The organism is Anabaena sp. CCY 9910, from assembly GCF_963920875.1.
Classification (GTDB): Bacteria; Cyanobacteriota; Cyanobacteriia; order Cyanobacteriales; family Nostocaceae; genus Trichormus; species Trichormus variabilis.
The window spans coordinates 22073-39624 of sequence record NZ_CAWUDJ010000003.1; the positions used below are offsets into that span (position 1 = coordinate 22073).

Sequence of the window (17552 nt, forward strand, 5' to 3'; positions counted from 1 at the left end):
AAAATGGGTAAGCATCGAATTAAAGTCGTTTTATTACATTTTGCTTTTAGTGAATATACCATTCAATTGGCAAATAGTTTAGTTAAATATGTTGATTTAATACTGATTCATTCAGAAGAAATATATAGTCAATGCAAAGATGTTCTTAATCCTCATATTCGAGTAATTCAAATTAAAAAACCCCGCATTCGTGATCCTCGCAACATTAAGGTGATAACAGCAATGATGCGAATGATTCGAGAGATAAACCCTGATGTACTCCATGTCCAAGAAACTAACGATCCTTGGTATGATTTAACTCTGTTATTCAGTAAAATGCCGCCTCTGGTAACTACAATTCATGACATATATCGTCACCCAGGCGATCGCGATTTAACACCGGGCGCTGAATATACTCGCAGAATAGCTTTCTACCGTTCCCAACAACTAATTGTCCACTCCCAGTCACTTCAAGATATCCTCATCACACAGTTCCGCTTACCTCAACAGCGAATTAACGTCCTACCTCACGGAGAGTTAGGTAGTTTGTTTCAAAGTTGGTCAAGTGGTCAAATAGCACCTCGTGAGCCTCATACATTACTATTTTTCGGGCGTATCTGGCCATACAAGGGTCTAAAATACTTGCTGCAAGCTATCCCCTTAGTTGCAGAACACATCCCCGGAGTCAAACTTATCATTGCTGGACGGGGAGAAAATGTCAGTGAATTATTGCAGGATGCAGACAAAAAACACTACGAAATTCTCAATAACTTTATCCCTACCGGAAATGTCGCCAATTTATTTCAACGAAGTGCGGCTGTTGTTCTACCTTACATTGAATCTTCACAGAGCGGTGTAGCAGCGATCGCCTATGCGATGGGTACTCCTGTAATTGCTTCTAATATTGGCGGTTTGAGGGAAATAGTCCGACATGAACAAGACGGACTGCTAGTACCACCGTGTGATGTCCAGTCTCTTGCAGATGCAATCATTCAGCTATTAAGTGACTCTCACTTACAACGTCAGATGCAAATCGCCGCATTAGAGCGTTGTCAACAAGACTTGAACTGGTCAAACATTGCAGATCAAACAATCGAAGTTTACCACCAAGCGATCGCCGCCAAGAGTACATCTTTGATGACCAAATGAAAAAATATCTCCTATTTGCAGAAAAAGCTTTTACAGTTCTGTCTCTACTCCATTATTCAGGCGCTCCTCTGGTTGTGATTCTGTCAGGGGGAGCAAGTGAAGGTGACGATTCAATTGCAGCTCCTGATTTTGCCTTAATTCAATTCATATTTTTAATCATTTACTTCATTACCTTCGCCTTACTCGTTGTGCGTTGGAAAAAAGTAATTCAATTAATTAATAAAGATTGGTATATATGGCTTTTACTCCTAGTAGCTATATTTTCTATATTTTGGTCTGATGTACCTGCAATGACACAAAGTCGCGTCATCGCTTTATCAGGTACACTTTTATTTCCCCTTTACTTAGCCAGTCGCTACACATTAAAAGAACAATTACAGTTACTAGCATGGACTTTTGGCATAGCGATCGTAGGTAGTTTTTTATTCGCCTTCGGTTTAAGAAACTATGGTCGTATGGCTGGAGTGCATTTCGGCACATGGCGAGGAATATATAACCATAAAAACGTTCTTGGGAAAGTTATGGCTCCCAGTGCTATGGTGTTTTTACTTCTGGCTCTTCAACCAGAAAAAAAGCGTTGGCTATTTTGGGGAGGGTTTATAGCATCGCTCTGGCTAATTATTGCTTCAAAAGCATCATCACCTTTTATAAATGTTATTACTTTAAGTCTTTCATTATTTTTATTTCGGATTTTAAGGTGGCGATATAACTTTATGATCCCCGCGTTAGTGGGAATCACAACATTAAGTACTATTGCATATATATTAATGACTACTAATGCTGAAGCCATAGCAGCATTATTAGGCAAAGATTTAACACTCACTGGACGAACTAATTTTTGGCCTTTGATCATCGATAAAATAGCCGAACGTCCTTGGTTTGGTTATGGATATGGTGCATTCTGGCTAGGATGGACTGGTCCTTCCGCCGATATTTGGTACTCCTCTGGCTGGAAACCACCAAATAGCCACAATGGTTACTTAGACCTTTGCCTTGAATTGGGATTAGTAGGCTTATCACTATATGTAATTGATTATTTACAAGGTCTACTCAGGGCATTAGCTTATGTGAGGTCAGTTAAAACATCAGATGGATTTTGGCCAGCAGTCTTTCTTGTGTATGTTGTGTTATCAAATCTCACAGAAAGTACATTGCTTATCCAAAATAATTTCTTTTTTGTGATTCAAGTTTCCATATTACTATCACTAAGAATATGTGAAGAACAAAAAACAACTCCTTCCAAAATCAAGCATAAAAAGAAGATTAATTACTCACAAAAAAAACACAAAATGCTGTAATATTTTTGTGTTTTTACTACCTAAGATTTCAGAGGTTTATGAATAGAATCTATTATCAACAGTCTCCTCTAAAAGTTTTAATGCTCGGTGCTAGTTTAGATGTCCAAGGTGGGATTACGTCAGTTGAAAAACTGATTATCGAAAATGCGCTCCCAGAATTACAAATTACTCATGTTGCTACATTTGCACCTGGATCTGGACGGCATAATATTTTCGTATTTCTACGATCAATTAAAATACTGATACAAAACCTGATACAAAGAAAAACAGACTTAGTCCATATTCATTTCGCTGAGAGAGGCAGTACTTTCCGAAAACTAATTCTTGTCCTTATAATTCTTAGCTTTCGCCAGCCCTTTATTCTTCATGCTCATGGCGCAACATATCAAGAATTTTTTGCCGATCTTCCTAAGACATTGCAAAAAATTATATCTAATTTATTTAGGCGATGTAGTCAATTTATAGCTCTATCAGAAAGTTGGAAGTCTTATTATTTAGAAACATTTAATCTTGATAAAAATCAAATTTCCGTACTACATAATCCTGTAAAAATGCCAACTTTTATTCCTGTAAGACGACAAAAACAATCGGTAAGATTTGTCTTTCTTGGAAGAATTGGTAAACGTGGTGGTGCGCTAGACGTAGCAAAATCTGTTATGAAGTTCCCTCAGCAAGATAAAGGCGCATTTGATCTTATTAAAGCATTTGCAGCCCTACCCGAAGAAAATAAAAAATCTGCTGAATTGGTTCTAGCTGGTAATGGAGATTTAGATAAAGCTCAACAACTAATTCAAGAATTAGGTCTTGAAGCTCAAGTAAAAATTAGCGCCTGGCTCAATCCTGAACAAAGAGATGCTCTGATAGCATCAGCAGATGTTTTTGTTTTACCTTCATATAACGAAGGCTTGCCTATGTCAATGTTAGAAGCCATGTCATGCGGTTTACCTGTGATTGTGACACCTGTTGGTGGCATACCTGAAGTGATCAATCACAATCAAAACGGCATATTAGTGCAACCAGGAAATAAACAACAGTTAGTACAAGCCATGCAGCAACTTATTAATGACGAAGATATGAGGATTGCGTTAGGTAACGCTGCCCGCCATAGTGTTGAATATTTTGACGTTAAACACTACATAAATTCTTTATCAGAAACTTATTTCTCGGCAGTTAAATGTAGTAATTATTTAGTTAATTCAACAACAGAAATGGAATCAAAATATTAATTCTATTCAATAACTAAATCCATAAAATGCAGAGATTTTTGTTTACATTTAACCTTAACTAAGATAGGAGATTCATCAAAATGAAGTTAACTGTTAAAGAAACATTACCCTTAGAATATCGTTATATTTTGGGTATGCGTGTCGATGCTACCAGTTATGAAGATGCAACCCAAAGAATTTTAGCTTGGTCAGCTAACAAAGAAAGCAAGTCTGTTTTTGCTGCTAATGTTCACATGACAATGGAAACTCATGACAATTCCAAATTTGCAAGAGTAGTTAATAATACTGATTTAGTTACAGCTGACGGTATGCCTTTGGTATGGGCTTTAAAAGCTCTTGGCATCAAAAATGCCTCCAGGGTATACGGGCCAACTCTCACTTTACACGTGTGCAATGCGGCTGCAAATTTAGGTGTTCCTGTTGCTTTTTATGGTGGTACAACAGAAAGTCTGGCCGCATTCAGTAAATTTTTAAGAAATCAGTTCCCAGGCATTAAAATTGTTTCTCAAATTGCACCGCCTTTTCGTCCACTTACACCAGAAGAAGATGAAGCTTTCACCGATGAAATTATCGCATCAGGAGCGCAAATCTTATTTGTTGGTATTGGTTGTCCTCGGCAAGAGTTTTGGATTGCAGAACATAAGAATATTATTCCAGCAGTAATGCTTGGTGTCGGAGCAGCATTTGATTTTCATTCGGGTCGTGTTAAGCAAGCTCCAAGCTGGATGCAAAACATAGGTTTGGAGTGGTTTTTCCGGCTCATAATGGAACCAAAAAGGTTATGGAAGAGGTATTTTAAGCATAATCCTCGCTTTGTATTGTTCTTTATGATGCAATTAGCTTCTAGAAAATTAAAGTTCAAATAATTTTAGTTTTATTCTCAGAGAGGTGTTCAAAATATTGACAGCAATCAAGCAACATTTTTTTTATGATGAGGTACAAATCTTTAACATGGGGTGTTTTTACCATTCTGATTTTTGGCTTAACCACAATATATGTTAGCAAAATTGTCAATGCTAACAATGGAGATTCATTAAATCAGGAAGCAATTAAAAACAACTATCTATGGGCAGAGTTTGAAGCACAAGAATTTGGTCGAAACGGAGATGTCAGTCAAAGTTTAGGTACAACATACTACGTTGATCAAAGTCTTGGAAATGACAGCAATCCTGGTACTACAGAAAATCTAGCATTTAAGACAATACAGAAAGCTAATCAAATAATAAATGAGGGAGATATTATTTATGTGAAAAATGGTACTTATGACGAAAACATTACAGTAACTAAATCTGGAAATCCCAATAATTGGATTGTGTTCCAAGCTTTTCCTGGACACAAGCCATTTGTTAGAGGAACTCAAGACGGTACTTTTAGAGTTTCTGGTAATTACATCAAAATAATTGGGTTTAGAATTACTTCTACTCAACTCGGCTCTGGAATCCATGTTGGTAATGGTAACCACCATACGAAAATTATCAACAATGAAATTCATGACTCTGGGTGTGGAGGAATTTCTGGTCAAGAGACGGATTATCTTTACATTGAAGGTAATATTGTTTATAGAAACGCATTCAAAGCACCTTATCAATGTAGTGGCATCTCCATTTATCAAGCTAAAGCATTCGATAATAAACCTGGATTTCACAATATCATTAGAGGCAATATATCTTACTTTAATGAAAATAAATTACCGAGAGAAAATGGTAAAGTTACTGATGGTAACGGTATTATCATTGATGATTTTCGACATACTCAAGGTCAAGGGCAAACATCAAAATACACTGCTTGGACTTTGATAGAAAATAATATCGTTTTTGATAATGGTGGCAGAGGGATTCATGTTTTTCAAAGTGATAATGTTGTTGTCCGAAACAATACCACTTTTAAAAATCTGAAATCTGATAACTTGGAAGGCACTCTTAATGGAGAAATTAGTACATATTTTTCATCTAATGTGCATTTTTATAACAACATTGCCTACGCTGCAAATAAGTCTAAAAAAACTTTTGTAGATGATTATTCTCAAAATAACAAATGGGATTATAACTTGTCATACAATGGCTCTATTTTAATCAATGATGGTCATTCTGATGCTAGTTTGGGCAAAAATAATCTAGTTGACTTTAATCCTCTTTTTGTTAATCCATCTATTATTCATGGTGTTGCCAATTTTCGCTTGCAAGCCACAAGTCCTGTGATTGACGCAGGTACATCAATGAGTGCAGCTAGTAGTGATTTTAATGGTCAAAAAAGACCTATAGGTTCAGGATATGATATTGGAGCCTATGAGTTCAAATAGAAGTTAAAGATTAGAATATATTTCAATAATTCACTCTTTATGTTAAATGAAAATACTCAACAAATCACAGATTTCAGTCATAAATATAATTGTGATTTTGGCTCCATAAACGAAAATTATTTTTTTAGATTTAAGTCTGGATAAACTGTAATTTTTACTACTCATTTAAGATTAAATAAGTCATGAAAAATCAACGTGATACATTTATTGATGTTTTTAAAGGAATACTTATTTTATGGGTAATCAATATTCATACAATAGTTTGGTCTGGTGATTCCTATATTTCAGATAATATACAACAATTATTTCTCTTGATGGATGTTCCCGTATTCTTTTTCATATCTGGCTATTTGACTAAATCCTCTAATTTTCTTTCGTCCTTAAAAAAATCACTAAGACAATTTTTGAGTTTGTATTATCGATATGTTTTTATTAGTTTAGTACTTATTATCTTTATTTCATTGGGATATTTAATCCTCAAGTATTTAGAAATTACTTTATTTGAAATTATAAATATACCTGTAAAAAATATACTCTTTACTAAAAATCATTTTAACTTGAACGATGTATTTTCAGCTATTATTTCTATGTTGAAATTGCGTCCTAATAGTGAATTTTGGTTGTATACCACCTTAGGATGTTATGATTATAATCTTTGGTATTTACGTACATATTTATTAGTATTACCATTTTTAGGTATAGCACTTTATGTAATGAGGTCTTTTAAACGAAAATTTATTCTTATATTATCGCCATTATTGGTTTTTTATTTTCTATGGTATTTAGAAATAAACCAAATTGTTCATTTCAAAAAAACTATTTTTTTTGGTTTATTTTACCTGTTTATCTGTCTACTAGGTGCATTCTATAAACAACAGGAATTAAGAATTAATTTGCGATATTTAATATTTTCATTCTTGTTAAACATAATATTGATATATCCTGTTTTTTTAATAGATAATGGAAGAATTTTAATTCAAGCTCATAAATTTCCTCCATCCTTTCTATATCTGATTTATAGTCTTATACCAATTCATATATTTATTATTCTCAAACATATTTGGAAATATCCCCGGAAAAAACGTATTCGCAAAATCGTGCGTTGTTTTGAATGGTGCGGGCAAAATGTTTATCCTATCTATATTCTCCAATCGGTGGTTTGTTCACTCCCGATACGCTTGACTACTCATATTCATAATTATGTACCTAATTTTCTTCTATATTTTCTTGTTCTGACATTCAATCTATCTATTACGTTACTTGTGGTACAACAGTATTTAAGGTTTGAATCACTGTGTATGAATCTAAGCAACACAATAACATCAATAAAGTTTTACAATTACCTTAAAAAATAACCACCAAGCATCATGTAATGTAAAATTATGTAAAAATACTTAGAGGAGTGACTTCTACAAGAATAATCTACTAATTTTTCTTGTTGGTTGTGTTGTGAAACACTTAGATTTTTATATTTACTGTAGTTTTAAAACTAACATCGTTCATACAGAGTCTTCATAGAATAAAATTATGCAATCAAAAGAATCGATAGATTTAGATTTAAGCAGATATTTTGCTGGACTGAAGCGTCGTTGGTTAGTAGCTATTAATATCTTTACGGTAACAGTTGCTCTTAGTGCCTTATCTACCACCTTGCTGAAATCATCCTATGAAGCAGAAGGAAAACTTTTATTCAAAGTACCATCTTTTAAGATCATAGGTCAAAATTTATTAGCTAGTGGTTCAGAAGCTGAAGGGGATCTTAAATCACTAGTATCTAGCCAAAACCCTATTAATACTGAGATAGAGGTTCTCTCTTCTCCGATGATACTAGACAAGGTAATAGAAGAGCTAAATCTGAAAAACAAACAAGGTAAACCCTTAAATTCTAATACTCTCAAATCTGGACTAACTTTAAAAATTATTGGTGGTACAGATGTTTTAAGAGTGGCTTATAAAAGTCGTAATCCTGAAGAAGGAGCAGCGATTGTGAACAAGGTGATGGACTTATATTTAGAGAACAGTATTCTTACAAGTAGATCAGAAGCTGAAAAGACCAGAATGCTGATTGCTCAACAATTAAATCAACCCAAATTAAATTTACAAAGAGCAGAATTAGCCTTACGCAGTTTTAAAGAGCAAAATAAAATCGTCAATCTTGCAGAAGAATCTAAATTAGCAGTTTTACAAATTAACAATTTAGATACTCAGGTTGCTAATGTCAGTTCAGAATTAGAAAAAGTTACATCTAAAAATAATACACTCCGCAAGCAAATTTCTCTGGATGTAGAGCAAGCGATCGCTATAAATGATCTCTCTCAATCCCAGGCAATTCAATCTATTTTAACTCAAATTCAACAAGTAGAACAAAAACTCGCTTTAGAACGTAGTAGATTTCTGGATAACGATCCGAAAATAGTTGATTTGGAAACTAACAAAAAAAATCTGCAAGATTTATTACAAAAACAAACTAACCAAATTATTGGTAGTCAAGTAAAACTACCACAGACAAAGTTCCCACTTAGTGAACTTAAGCAAAGTATGATTAGAGAATTTTTGCAATCGGAGCAAGAACGATTGAGTTTAATTAAAAAATTAAATTCTTTGTCTAAGTCTCGTGCAGATTACGAACAACGCTTACGAATTATACCCCAATTAGAACAAAATTTAGGTGAATTAGAACAAAATCTTGAAAGTGCTCGCTCGACTTATCAGACTCTATTAACTAAAGTTCAAGAATTAAGACTAGCAGAAAGTAAAAATACTGCAAGTGCGAGGATTATTGCTAATGCTTTGGTTCCTGATAAACCAGATTCCAGAAATAAAATAATTGTTATATTGCTAGGTATTTTATTTGGGATATTTTTGTCAATTACTACAGTTTTATTTTTAGAAATAAGAGATAGATCCCTAAAAACAATTCAAGAAATTAGAGAAATATTTGAATATACTTTACTAGGAATTATTCCTTCAGCAACTACGAAGAAAATAACATCTTCCCATCGGGATGTAGAGTTAACTAATCTGGAAGTAGCTGTCAGAGATACGCCTGATTCATTGACTAGCGAAATGTATCGCATGATTCAAGCTAATTTAAGATTTCTGAGTTCTGATCAAGTTCTCAAAAACTTAGTAATAACAAGTGCTTTACCTAGAGAAGGTAAATCTACTGTTTCAGCTAATTTAGCTGCTGCGATCGCTCAATTAGGACGTAGAGTTTTATTAATCGATGGAGATATGCGTTCTCCATCTCAACATCAATTCTGGCAATTGAATAATTTAGTAGGTTTAAGTGAAGTACTTGTTGGACAAGTAGAATTTATTACTGCTATATCTAAGGTAATGGATAATTTGGATGTTTTGACAGCAGGTGTCAGACCTCCCAATCCGTTGGCTTTGCTAGATTCAAAGCGAATGGCTGCATTAATCGCTGATTTTTCATCACAGTATGATTTTGTGATTATTGACGCTCCTCCTCTGCTTGTTGCGGCTGATTCCCTAACTTTAAGCCACATGACGGATGGAATTTTATTAGTATCTAGACCTAATGTAATTGATTCGGGTAGTGCCTGGGCTGCTAAAGATACATTAGAGCGTTCTGGACAAAAGGTTTTAGGTTTATTGATTAATGGTGTAACCGAGAAAAATGAATTTAGCAGTGATTTTTATGTTGCTAAAAAACATGAGTTCGACGAAACTAAAAAATGGCAAGAGGTAGTGCCTGTGGGGCAAACACATCCAAATATTAAAGATCAATAATCAAGGTGGAATTGCCAAAAATAACCATTTTTGGGCAAGTTGTTGATATGAAATAACCTATAAAGCTTATTCTACGGTTCATAACTTTACGAACGCCAACTATCATTTATGGGCAAGTTCGTCTTGAAGCCGATTTTGAGCCATTAGCTGAAAAATTCCCTCAAGTATTTGCTAGAAGCAAAGCACAGTAGGCGTTTAGCAGTCTGAGCATTTCCTTAGCGTACAATTTCCCGTTTTGGCTCGATGACCCCTAAATGGAGTTAAAAAACCTCAAAGCTTAATTACAGAAAGCCGCCGCTTTGTGTTGGTAATTGGTAATAGGTAACTGCCGCTATTACTGATTACCAAATCCCCACTCACAAGAGTAAGAGTATTGTATTTTTACTTTATTAATAAACTCTCAGGCACAATCTTAAAAACAACAAGCGATCGCTAATTCGGCATGACGTACTAAAGTATCTTTATCTAACATCTGTACAGAATATTCTGGAGTTACCGTCAATAGTCTTTCGATTCTCTCCTTGGCGGAATCTACTACTGACTCAGCCAAGCTACCATTAGCTACAGAATCAGCAAAATCTTCCGCAATTTTATATGTACGCTCGATAGAAGACGCATGGATATTGCGAGAAACAATAAATAAATCACAGCCAGCATTAAAAGCCCGTGCAACTGTACCACGTTCCATAAACATATCGGAAACTGCTTTCATGTCTAAGTCATCAGATACAACCACACCCTGAAAACCAAGTTCTTCCCGCAGTATAGTTTTGAGGATGGGGCGGGATAGGGTAGCTGGTAAATCTGGGTCGATTTTGGGAAATAAAATATGGGCAGTCATAATTAGAGGAATCCCTTCCTCAATCAAAGCTTTGAAGGGTATAAGTTCTCGATTTTGTAATTCCTCTGGAGTCAGGTTGAGGATTGGTAATTCCACATGGGAGTCTTTGCTAGTATCACCATGTCCAGGGAAATGTTTGGCGCATCCCACAATTCCGGTTTCTGTCAGTCCCAAATAATATTCCCGCGCACCAGTAGCCGCAGTTTCAGGAGTATTACCAAAGGCGCGAGAACCGATAATCGGATTTTGCGGATGGGAATAAATATCAGCTACAGGTGACCAAGATAAGTTGATGCCTAAAGATTTTAATTCAATTGCCGTGGCTTTTGCTACTTCGCGGGCGTGCGATCGCAACAACAACGCCTGAGGAAATCGCGTAATCGGTAAAGGTGTCCTGACAACGCGTCCTCCCTCATGGTCTAAGGAAAAAAACATCGAATCGCGTTCTGTATATTCTTGTATCTGGCTATGTAACTCCTGAAAAGTCTCCAGCCAAACCTCGTAAGGTACACCATCTACAAAGTTTTTAGCAAAAAATATTACCCCTATTGGTTTCAATTCACCCAGAGCGCGTTTATCTTCATCACTCAAACTAGTACCAGAAATACCCAGAATTAAGTGATTTCCAAAGCGTTCTAGTCTCTGCAATGCTGGCATAATGCTTAACCTATAGTTGTGTAGCTAAAGACTGGATTAACAGCATAAATAATCTCAGCCCTTATCCTACACCCTCGACAGAGGTAATTAATACCAATTCAAAACTCAAAATTAGGAAAGCCAAACAGAATATGGGTTTGGATATAGCGTTTGCCAATCTGCTGAGAAACTGAGTAAACCACTAATAAAATTTGGCAATCTCCCTTCGGGTGACGCTCTCTACGAGACGCTAAAAGCGAACGCAAACTCGCTACCGCTACGCTAACACCAGTCGTCTACGAAGAGAGACCCTCCTACAACGCTGGTTCACCGCGCCCCTCTGCGTTTTCCTCCGCGCCCCTCCGCGTTTAAAAAGAATAAAATCTGTACCTCACTTGCTTAGGAATTGCTATATATCTGTTTTATTAATCATGAAAACTTGTGAACGAGTATCAAAACCTCACCCATGAGTCTTTTATTCTCGTGCGCGAGTATTAAAACCTCGCCCATGAGTCTTTTATTCTCGTGAACGAGTATCAGAATCTCGCCCATGAGTCTTTTATTCTCGCAGGCGAGTATCAAAATCTCGTGAATGAGTCTTTTATTCTCGTGCGCGAGTATCAAAATCTCGCCTACGAGTCTTTTATTCTCGTGCGCGAGTATCAGAATCTCGTGAACGAGTCTTTTATTCTCGCAGACAAATCAAAACTTTGTTGAGATGCGCTATCACCCCACCCAACCTACCATAACGTTTTTGCCAACCACGAATTACTAACCACCAAAGAAACACGATTTTAAGCCTCTCCCCGCGTCGGGGAGAGGTTTGGAGAGGGGTTCTTCCAAATACATTCTCCTCTACCCAAAGTCAAAGCAGAGCGTTATTCTCCCACATAAATCAAAATCTCATCGTGTGAAGCAACAGCGCAACTCAACCTTATATATTGAGAGCAAGCTGCACAGGGAGTTAATCACAAATCTAACTCAGTCCTAACTGTTGCTTTAACGCTTCTGGCATATTAATCGCTGTATCTAGTCCTCGTACATTCTCCCAGTTTGTCTTTTCATCCCATTTGACATCTCCCAAAAATTCATCACTGAGGTTTGCACCATTGAGGTGTGCGCCATTGAGGTATGCGCCACTGAGGTTTGCGCCATTGAGGGATGCGCCATTGAGGGATGCGCCACTGAGGGATGCGCCATTGAGGGATGCGCCATTGAGGTGTGCGCCACTGAGGTCTGCGCCTCTGAGGTATGCGAAAATGAGGGATGCGCCACCGAGGTGTGCGCCACTGAGGTCTGCGCCTCTGAGGTTTGCGAGACTGAGGTCTGCGCCTCTGAGGGATACGCCACTGAGGTTTGCGCCTCTGAGGAATTTGCCAACTATCTTAATAAAGTTCCTTAAACCCAAGCCATCACTATAATTAATGATGCAAAGTAATTGAGTTGTCCAATTATCTTCCTGCGGTTTCCCAGATGGATAAAAGACAATTTCTGCTTTCAGCTCATCTCGCCCTTGAGCATAGCGGTGTAACTCCAACAGCAGAATCATCACATTCAACCCAGCGTAAACATCCACCTGACGCTGACCTAACCCTTGAATTCCATACCTTTGCAACTGTCGCAACTTCTTCTGGGGTAAAGTCTCTTCAGCCGTGTCAATAAATTTCCCTTGACACCATTTACCGTAAAACTTGTCTAACCGCTTAAATAATTCCACCCACGGGAAATCTTGACTCTCAGTTAACAACCCCATCAAGTAGTCTACAATTTCCTGTGTTAACCCACCGTAACCGAGTAAATCATAGATTTCCCAATTCATCACAGCTTCAGAAATAATTGGCTGTCTCCCCTCATCTGCATCATAATCTTGCGTCCAAGCCTTAAGCCGTGCTTTCAGGCGTTCAGCAAAGAGAAACTCACCGAAACTTTTATGGAAGAACTCAACCCCGCCTTCTTGTTTTTCCGCCGGACGAATGTAAAATGCAGCCAAAGCCGTTTTCAGTGCTTCATTCCCCAGTTTCTCTTTCGCTTTTTCAATTAAAGCCTTCGCTGCTTCATCTTCTTGTAAACGTGCTTCTAACATCGACATAGAAGCAAATTCACCACCAGACTGCACAACACAAACCGCAGCTTCCATGAGAATGCGTTTTAAATCCTCCGGCTTTTGTTTAGTGAACTCAATATTTAAATCAGTCCCATCTGCTTCAGAACGCTGTTTAGTCAGTACCCAATTTACAGCTTCTTGGTAAATGATAATTTTAGCGGTGCGATTATCACTTGCTTGCTCTAACTTATGAATATCTAACTTCCCATCTCGATACATTGCCGCTAATAAGTAGAGCAGTAAAGGTTCCTGAGCTAATTTCTTAACTTCATCGGGGCATTTATCACTTTGTAAAAACTGCTCAAATGCGATGGTTTTACCTTTATTTATTTGTAAGGCTTCCCATTTATTTAACCATTGCTGTTGGAGTTGTCCATCCATTTCGACAATCTCCACCCGTTCTAAATTGCGGGGTAAATCAGCAATACCTTGTAAAGCCATCGACCTACCAGTAATAATAACTCGATGCCCCATTTCACTGTAATCTTTGCATTCCTTCTGAAATCCAGCTACTTGTTTAATAAAGTCGCCCAAGTTGAGGTTATTTCTCGTTTCAATGTGCAGTTCATCAAAACCATCAAGAATAAATAAAAATCGAGTATTAGCATTAGTCAACCAGTTAGCATCACCTTGAATAAAACCCAGTTTTAATTCGGCTTTAATAGTATTTTCTAACCGTGTTTCAAAAGTATCGATATCTCTCAAGCGAATTAAAATTGGTGTCCAAATTGGATGTAATTGTCGCCACACTGTATAAGCAAACATCCGGCAGAAAACGCTTTTACCTCTACCTGGGCCTCCTTGGATAAACATGACCTGTTCCAAGTTATCGGGATTCAACAGAATCGTTTTCGCCCAAATTTCTAAATTGAATGAATCTTTTTTTTCATCTATCTTGCCATTTGCATCTACAGGCTTGGCTTTGATAGGTACATAAATATCTTTAAAGGCAAATTTTTCATCAAAAACTAATTCAAAAGGTTTCTGCTCAATATGAGTTTTTAGATAACTATCAATACTCTGAAATCTCTCCTGTTCTCTCTGCCAATCACCCAAGGAAGGCTGAATTAAAGTTTTTATCACCTCACCCGCTTCTATCCAAGCTTTAATAATATAGCGGTGAGTGTTCCGCGCCACACGTTGGGTTAAAATTTCCGCTAGTCCTGGGGAAATATTTGCTGCTGCTAATCTAGCTAATAAGACCCGGTTGAAAGCTTCAGCTAAAGGTGATTCATGGAAACATCTGATTGCTTTATTCGCACCATCAGAATTAAATTCAACATCATTGAGCTTTTCTATTTGCTGACTGATGGCTTTAATATCTAACTTGGCATCCCAATTAAAATTTTGATATATATTTAAACTTAAAATTTCTTTGGTGCTTTCCAAATAAGCCGCTTGACTAACTATAAAAAAGCAGTCTTCTAAAGATGGGTCTTTTTGATTTATGTCACGGGCAAACTTTAACAAAGCAATGCCAATTGGCACAAATGGCAACCCTGCACCTATCACCTGCGCCATTGGCGAACACAACACATCTAATAAAGAAGATGAGTTTTGCAGGACTGATTGCAAGATTTCTATACTATCACCCTCTTCTTTGAGAGTATTGGCAGCTTCCAACACTGCCTTACCTGTCTCGACACTTGTACTTAGGCTTTCTGATACTGAAAATGACTGCCTAAATTCTTGCCAAGTTTGCCAGAAGCGCTTGCCCATCCACTCACACCCGTGTAACTACCGTTAATTCGAGCTTAGTGTAGCATTTTGAGGAGCGCCGAGTAGGGAACTTCTAGATGAATCCTTGCTTTTTACACCTTTGCGCCTACCCTTCGGGAACGCCTTACGGCGAATGCGCCTTTGCGTGTTAGCGTTAGTGGGGCGTAGCCCGATAAAAATCATCCCCTTAATCAGCAACGCCAAAAAATATCCAAAATGTAAGGGTGCGTCAGTATGGATAATTTCTGAGTATAGTTAGGTTCTATCGCACTGACGCACCCTACTAAACTCTAGACACGCCAGTGAGGTATTTTGAATTTTGAATTTTGAATTTTGAATTTTGAATTTTGAATTTTGAATTTTGAATTGATTTACCTCTTTCCCAACTTTTCCCGCAACGCCTCCGGTAAATTCAGTGCTGTCTCCAAACCCCGTACACCTTCCCATTGCTGAATTTCTCCCCATGTCATCTCTTCTAGGTTGGCTTCACTTATGTCTGTATCATCGAGAATGGCATAACTGAGGTTAGCACTACTGAGGTCTGCACCATTCAAAATTGCGCCACTCAAGTTACTACCACTGAGGTTGGCACTGTTGAGGTTGGCAAAGCTAAAGTCAGTACCCAAAAGTATGGCATCGCTGAGGTCTGCGCCTGTGAGGTCGGCTTCGCTGAGAATTCCGCCACTCAAATCGGCATCGTTGAGAACTACGCCAGTTAAATCTACGCCACTGAGGTCTGCACCTAAGAACATAGCGCCGTTGAGTCTGGCGTAGTTGAGTTTCGCGCCGTTGAGTTTGGCATAACTGAGGTCAGCTACCTCCAGAATGGCATCACTTAAGTTAGTACTAAAAAGAATGGTATCGCTCAGGTTAGTACCGTTGAGGGTGGCGTGTGTCAGGTCTGCACCACTCAGGTCTGCACGACAAAGGTCGGCGCGACTGAGGTCAACATGATTGAGGTTGGCATCACTGAGGTTAGCACCAAATAAGATGGCGTTGCTGAGGTTAGCCCGACAGAGTTCGGCATCTCTGAGGTTAACACCACTGAGGTTGGCGTGGCTGAATTCGCCATCGTTGAGGATGCAGCTACTCAAGTCAGCACGGCTGAGGTCGGCACGTTCCAAGTTAGCACCGCTTAGGTTTGCGCCTGTAAGGTTAGCGCTGCTGAGGTCGGCACTACTCAGGTTGGCACCACTGAGATTAACACTGCTGAGGTTGGCATCACCAAAGTCTGCACCTGTGAGGTTAGCACCTTGGAAGTTTGCCCCTGTAAGGTTGGCATCACCAAGGTATGCACCACTGAGGTTAGCACCACTGAAGTTGACTCCCGTCAAGTTGGCGTTTCCCAGGTATGCACCTTGAAAGTTACCACCCCGGAGAAATTCCCCCACGATATTACTAAAGTTGCCAATTTCAATGGCATCGCTATAATTAATTACCCGCAGTAGTTGGGAGGTGAAAAAGCTGTCTGTATCTGGTGGGGAAGAAGGATAAAAGTTGATTTGTTGCCGCAGTTCTTCTTGCTCTTGGGCGTGGCGGTGTAATTCTAGAAGTAAAATCAGGACATTAAGCCCGGCGTAAATATCAATCTGCCTCAGTCCAATACCCTGATTTTGTGCTGCCATCTCCATCAATTTTCGCTGAGGTAAGTTCTCGCTTGGTGGCGCATCGATAAATTCTCCTCGACACCAACGTTGATAAAAGTCTTCTAGGCGGTGAAATAGCAACTCTGGGCGAAATTCTTTTTCAAAGATAAGCAATTCTATAACTTTTTCGACTATTTCTGGAGTTAATGCACCATTACCGAGTAAATCATAAATCTCTTGTTGGAGTTGGCTACTACTAGTTGAAAATTGCCCCCTACTATCCTCTCTTATCCATGCCTCTAAACTGATTTGTAATCTTTCACATAAAATTTCTTTCTGTAAATTAACTTGAGAAAAATTTACATCTTTGGCTGGTTTTTGTTGGTATTTTCCCAGAGGTAAAAATGAGCGACTACCTACATACTTTGTTGTAGGCCTATCTGTTGACCTTGTACCCCGAACATAATTTTGTAATAGTTTCCAAACATGAGGTAGTTGTGACATTTTTTTATCCATTAATAATAAATTGTCAAGGTAGAAATATATAGATAAATTCAATGGTTTGGTGCTGTGAGAACATAAATATTTAGTATAAAATAAATCCAAGTATTTAAAATTAAAATTACATCAACAACACCTGACATAAGGATTTTCTCGGTAGAAAATTTAATCTTTAAGAGGACGATAAGGCTATATGTTCTCAAAAATTGGGGAAATTGAGCTATTTTAAGGAAATAATTCTATTTTTAGGCGCTAACTCTACCAAAACAGATGTAAAAATAATACGTACTGTTTGCTACAAAGACGATTGTTAGGAAAAATACTACAACAAAACAGCACAAAAAATCTAAAAAATGCTGTTCCTCACCAAACTGAGAAGCTAATTGCTAGCCATCAGGTAGTTTTGTGTCTTTTCCGGTGAACAGACAACTAACTAACGCTCATAGCGCATGAGAAAT

General features: G+C 37.8%; 11 protein-coding genes. 8 read left to right on the top strand and 3 right to left on the bottom strand.

What is annotated here, in order from left to right:
- Positions 1 to 3 precede the first annotated feature (3 nt).
- The 7 genes from ACM5QX_RS03830 (at position 4) to ACM5QX_RS03860 (ending at position 9707) form a co-directional block, all read left to right on the top strand.
- The gene (locus ACM5QX_RS03830) at positions 4 to 1128 is read left to right on the top strand and encodes a glycosyltransferase family 4 protein (protein WP_414752450.1); all 1125 of its coding nucleotides are present in this window, start codon (positions 4 to 6) and stop codon (positions 1126 to 1128) included.
- Positions 1029 to 2426, top strand: a complete 1398-nt coding sequence (locus ACM5QX_RS03835) for an O-antigen ligase family protein (RefSeq protein WP_414752451.1) — start codon at positions 1029 to 1031, stop codon at positions 2424 to 2426. The genes ACM5QX_RS03830 and ACM5QX_RS03835 overlap by 100 nt, the downstream gene beginning before the upstream one ends.
- Before the next feature lie 38 nt (positions 2427 to 2464).
- Positions 2465 to 3652, top strand: coding sequence for a glycosyltransferase family 4 protein (locus ACM5QX_RS03840; protein ID WP_414752452.1), 1188 nt, complete (start codon positions 2465 to 2467; stop codon positions 3650 to 3652).
- Between the two features lie 80 nt (positions 3653 to 3732).
- Entirely contained in the window at positions 3733 to 4518 is a 786-nt protein-coding gene (locus tag ACM5QX_RS03845; protein ID WP_414752453.1) for a WecB/TagA/CpsF family glycosyltransferase, read from the top strand.
- 62 nt (positions 4519 to 4580) lie between these two features.
- Positions 4581 to 5951: a choice-of-anchor Q domain-containing protein gene (locus ACM5QX_RS03850; RefSeq protein WP_414752454.1), complete on the top strand. Its 1371-nt coding sequence runs from the start codon at positions 4581 to 4583 to the stop codon at positions 5949 to 5951.
- A 182-nt stretch (positions 5952 to 6133) separates the two neighbouring features.
- Positions 6134 to 7306 (top strand): acyltransferase family protein, encoded by a 1173-nt coding sequence (locus ACM5QX_RS03855; protein WP_414752455.1) that lies wholly within the window; start codon positions 6134 to 6136, stop codon positions 7304 to 7306.
- 172 nt (positions 7307 to 7478) lie between these two features.
- On the top strand, positions 7479 to 9707 hold the full coding sequence (locus ACM5QX_RS03860; RefSeq protein ID WP_414752456.1) for a GumC family protein: 2229 nt from the start codon (positions 7479 to 7481) through the stop codon (positions 9705 to 9707).
- Between the two features lie 412 nt (positions 9708 to 10119).
- Here the strand turns inward: ACM5QX_RS03860 and nagZ are convergent, their stop codons facing one another.
- Positions 10120 to 11205: a beta-N-acetylhexosaminidase gene (gene nagZ / locus ACM5QX_RS03865; RefSeq protein ID WP_414752457.1), complete on the bottom strand. Its 1086-nt coding sequence runs from the start codon at positions 11203 to 11205 to the stop codon at positions 10120 to 10122.
- Between the two features lie 504 nt (positions 11206 to 11709).
- Between nagZ and ACM5QX_RS03870 the strand changes: the two genes are divergently transcribed.
- Entirely contained in the window at positions 11710 to 11901 is a 192-nt protein-coding gene (locus ACM5QX_RS03870) for a hypothetical protein (RefSeq protein ID WP_414752458.1), read from the top strand.
- A 259-nt stretch (positions 11902 to 12160) separates the two neighbouring features.
- Here the strand turns inward: ACM5QX_RS03870 and ACM5QX_RS03875 are convergent, their stop codons facing one another.
- The gene (locus ACM5QX_RS03875) at positions 12161 to 15007 is read right to left on the bottom strand and encodes an NACHT domain-containing protein (RefSeq protein ID WP_414752459.1); all 2847 of its coding nucleotides are present in this window, start codon (positions 15005 to 15007) and stop codon (positions 12161 to 12163) included.
- A gap of 371 nt (positions 15008 to 15378) precedes the next feature.
- On the bottom strand, positions 15379 to 17097 hold the full coding sequence (locus ACM5QX_RS03880; protein WP_414752460.1) for a pentapeptide repeat-containing protein: 1719 nt from the start codon (positions 17095 to 17097) through the stop codon (positions 15379 to 15381).
- Positions 17098 to 17552 lie beyond the last annotated feature (455 nt).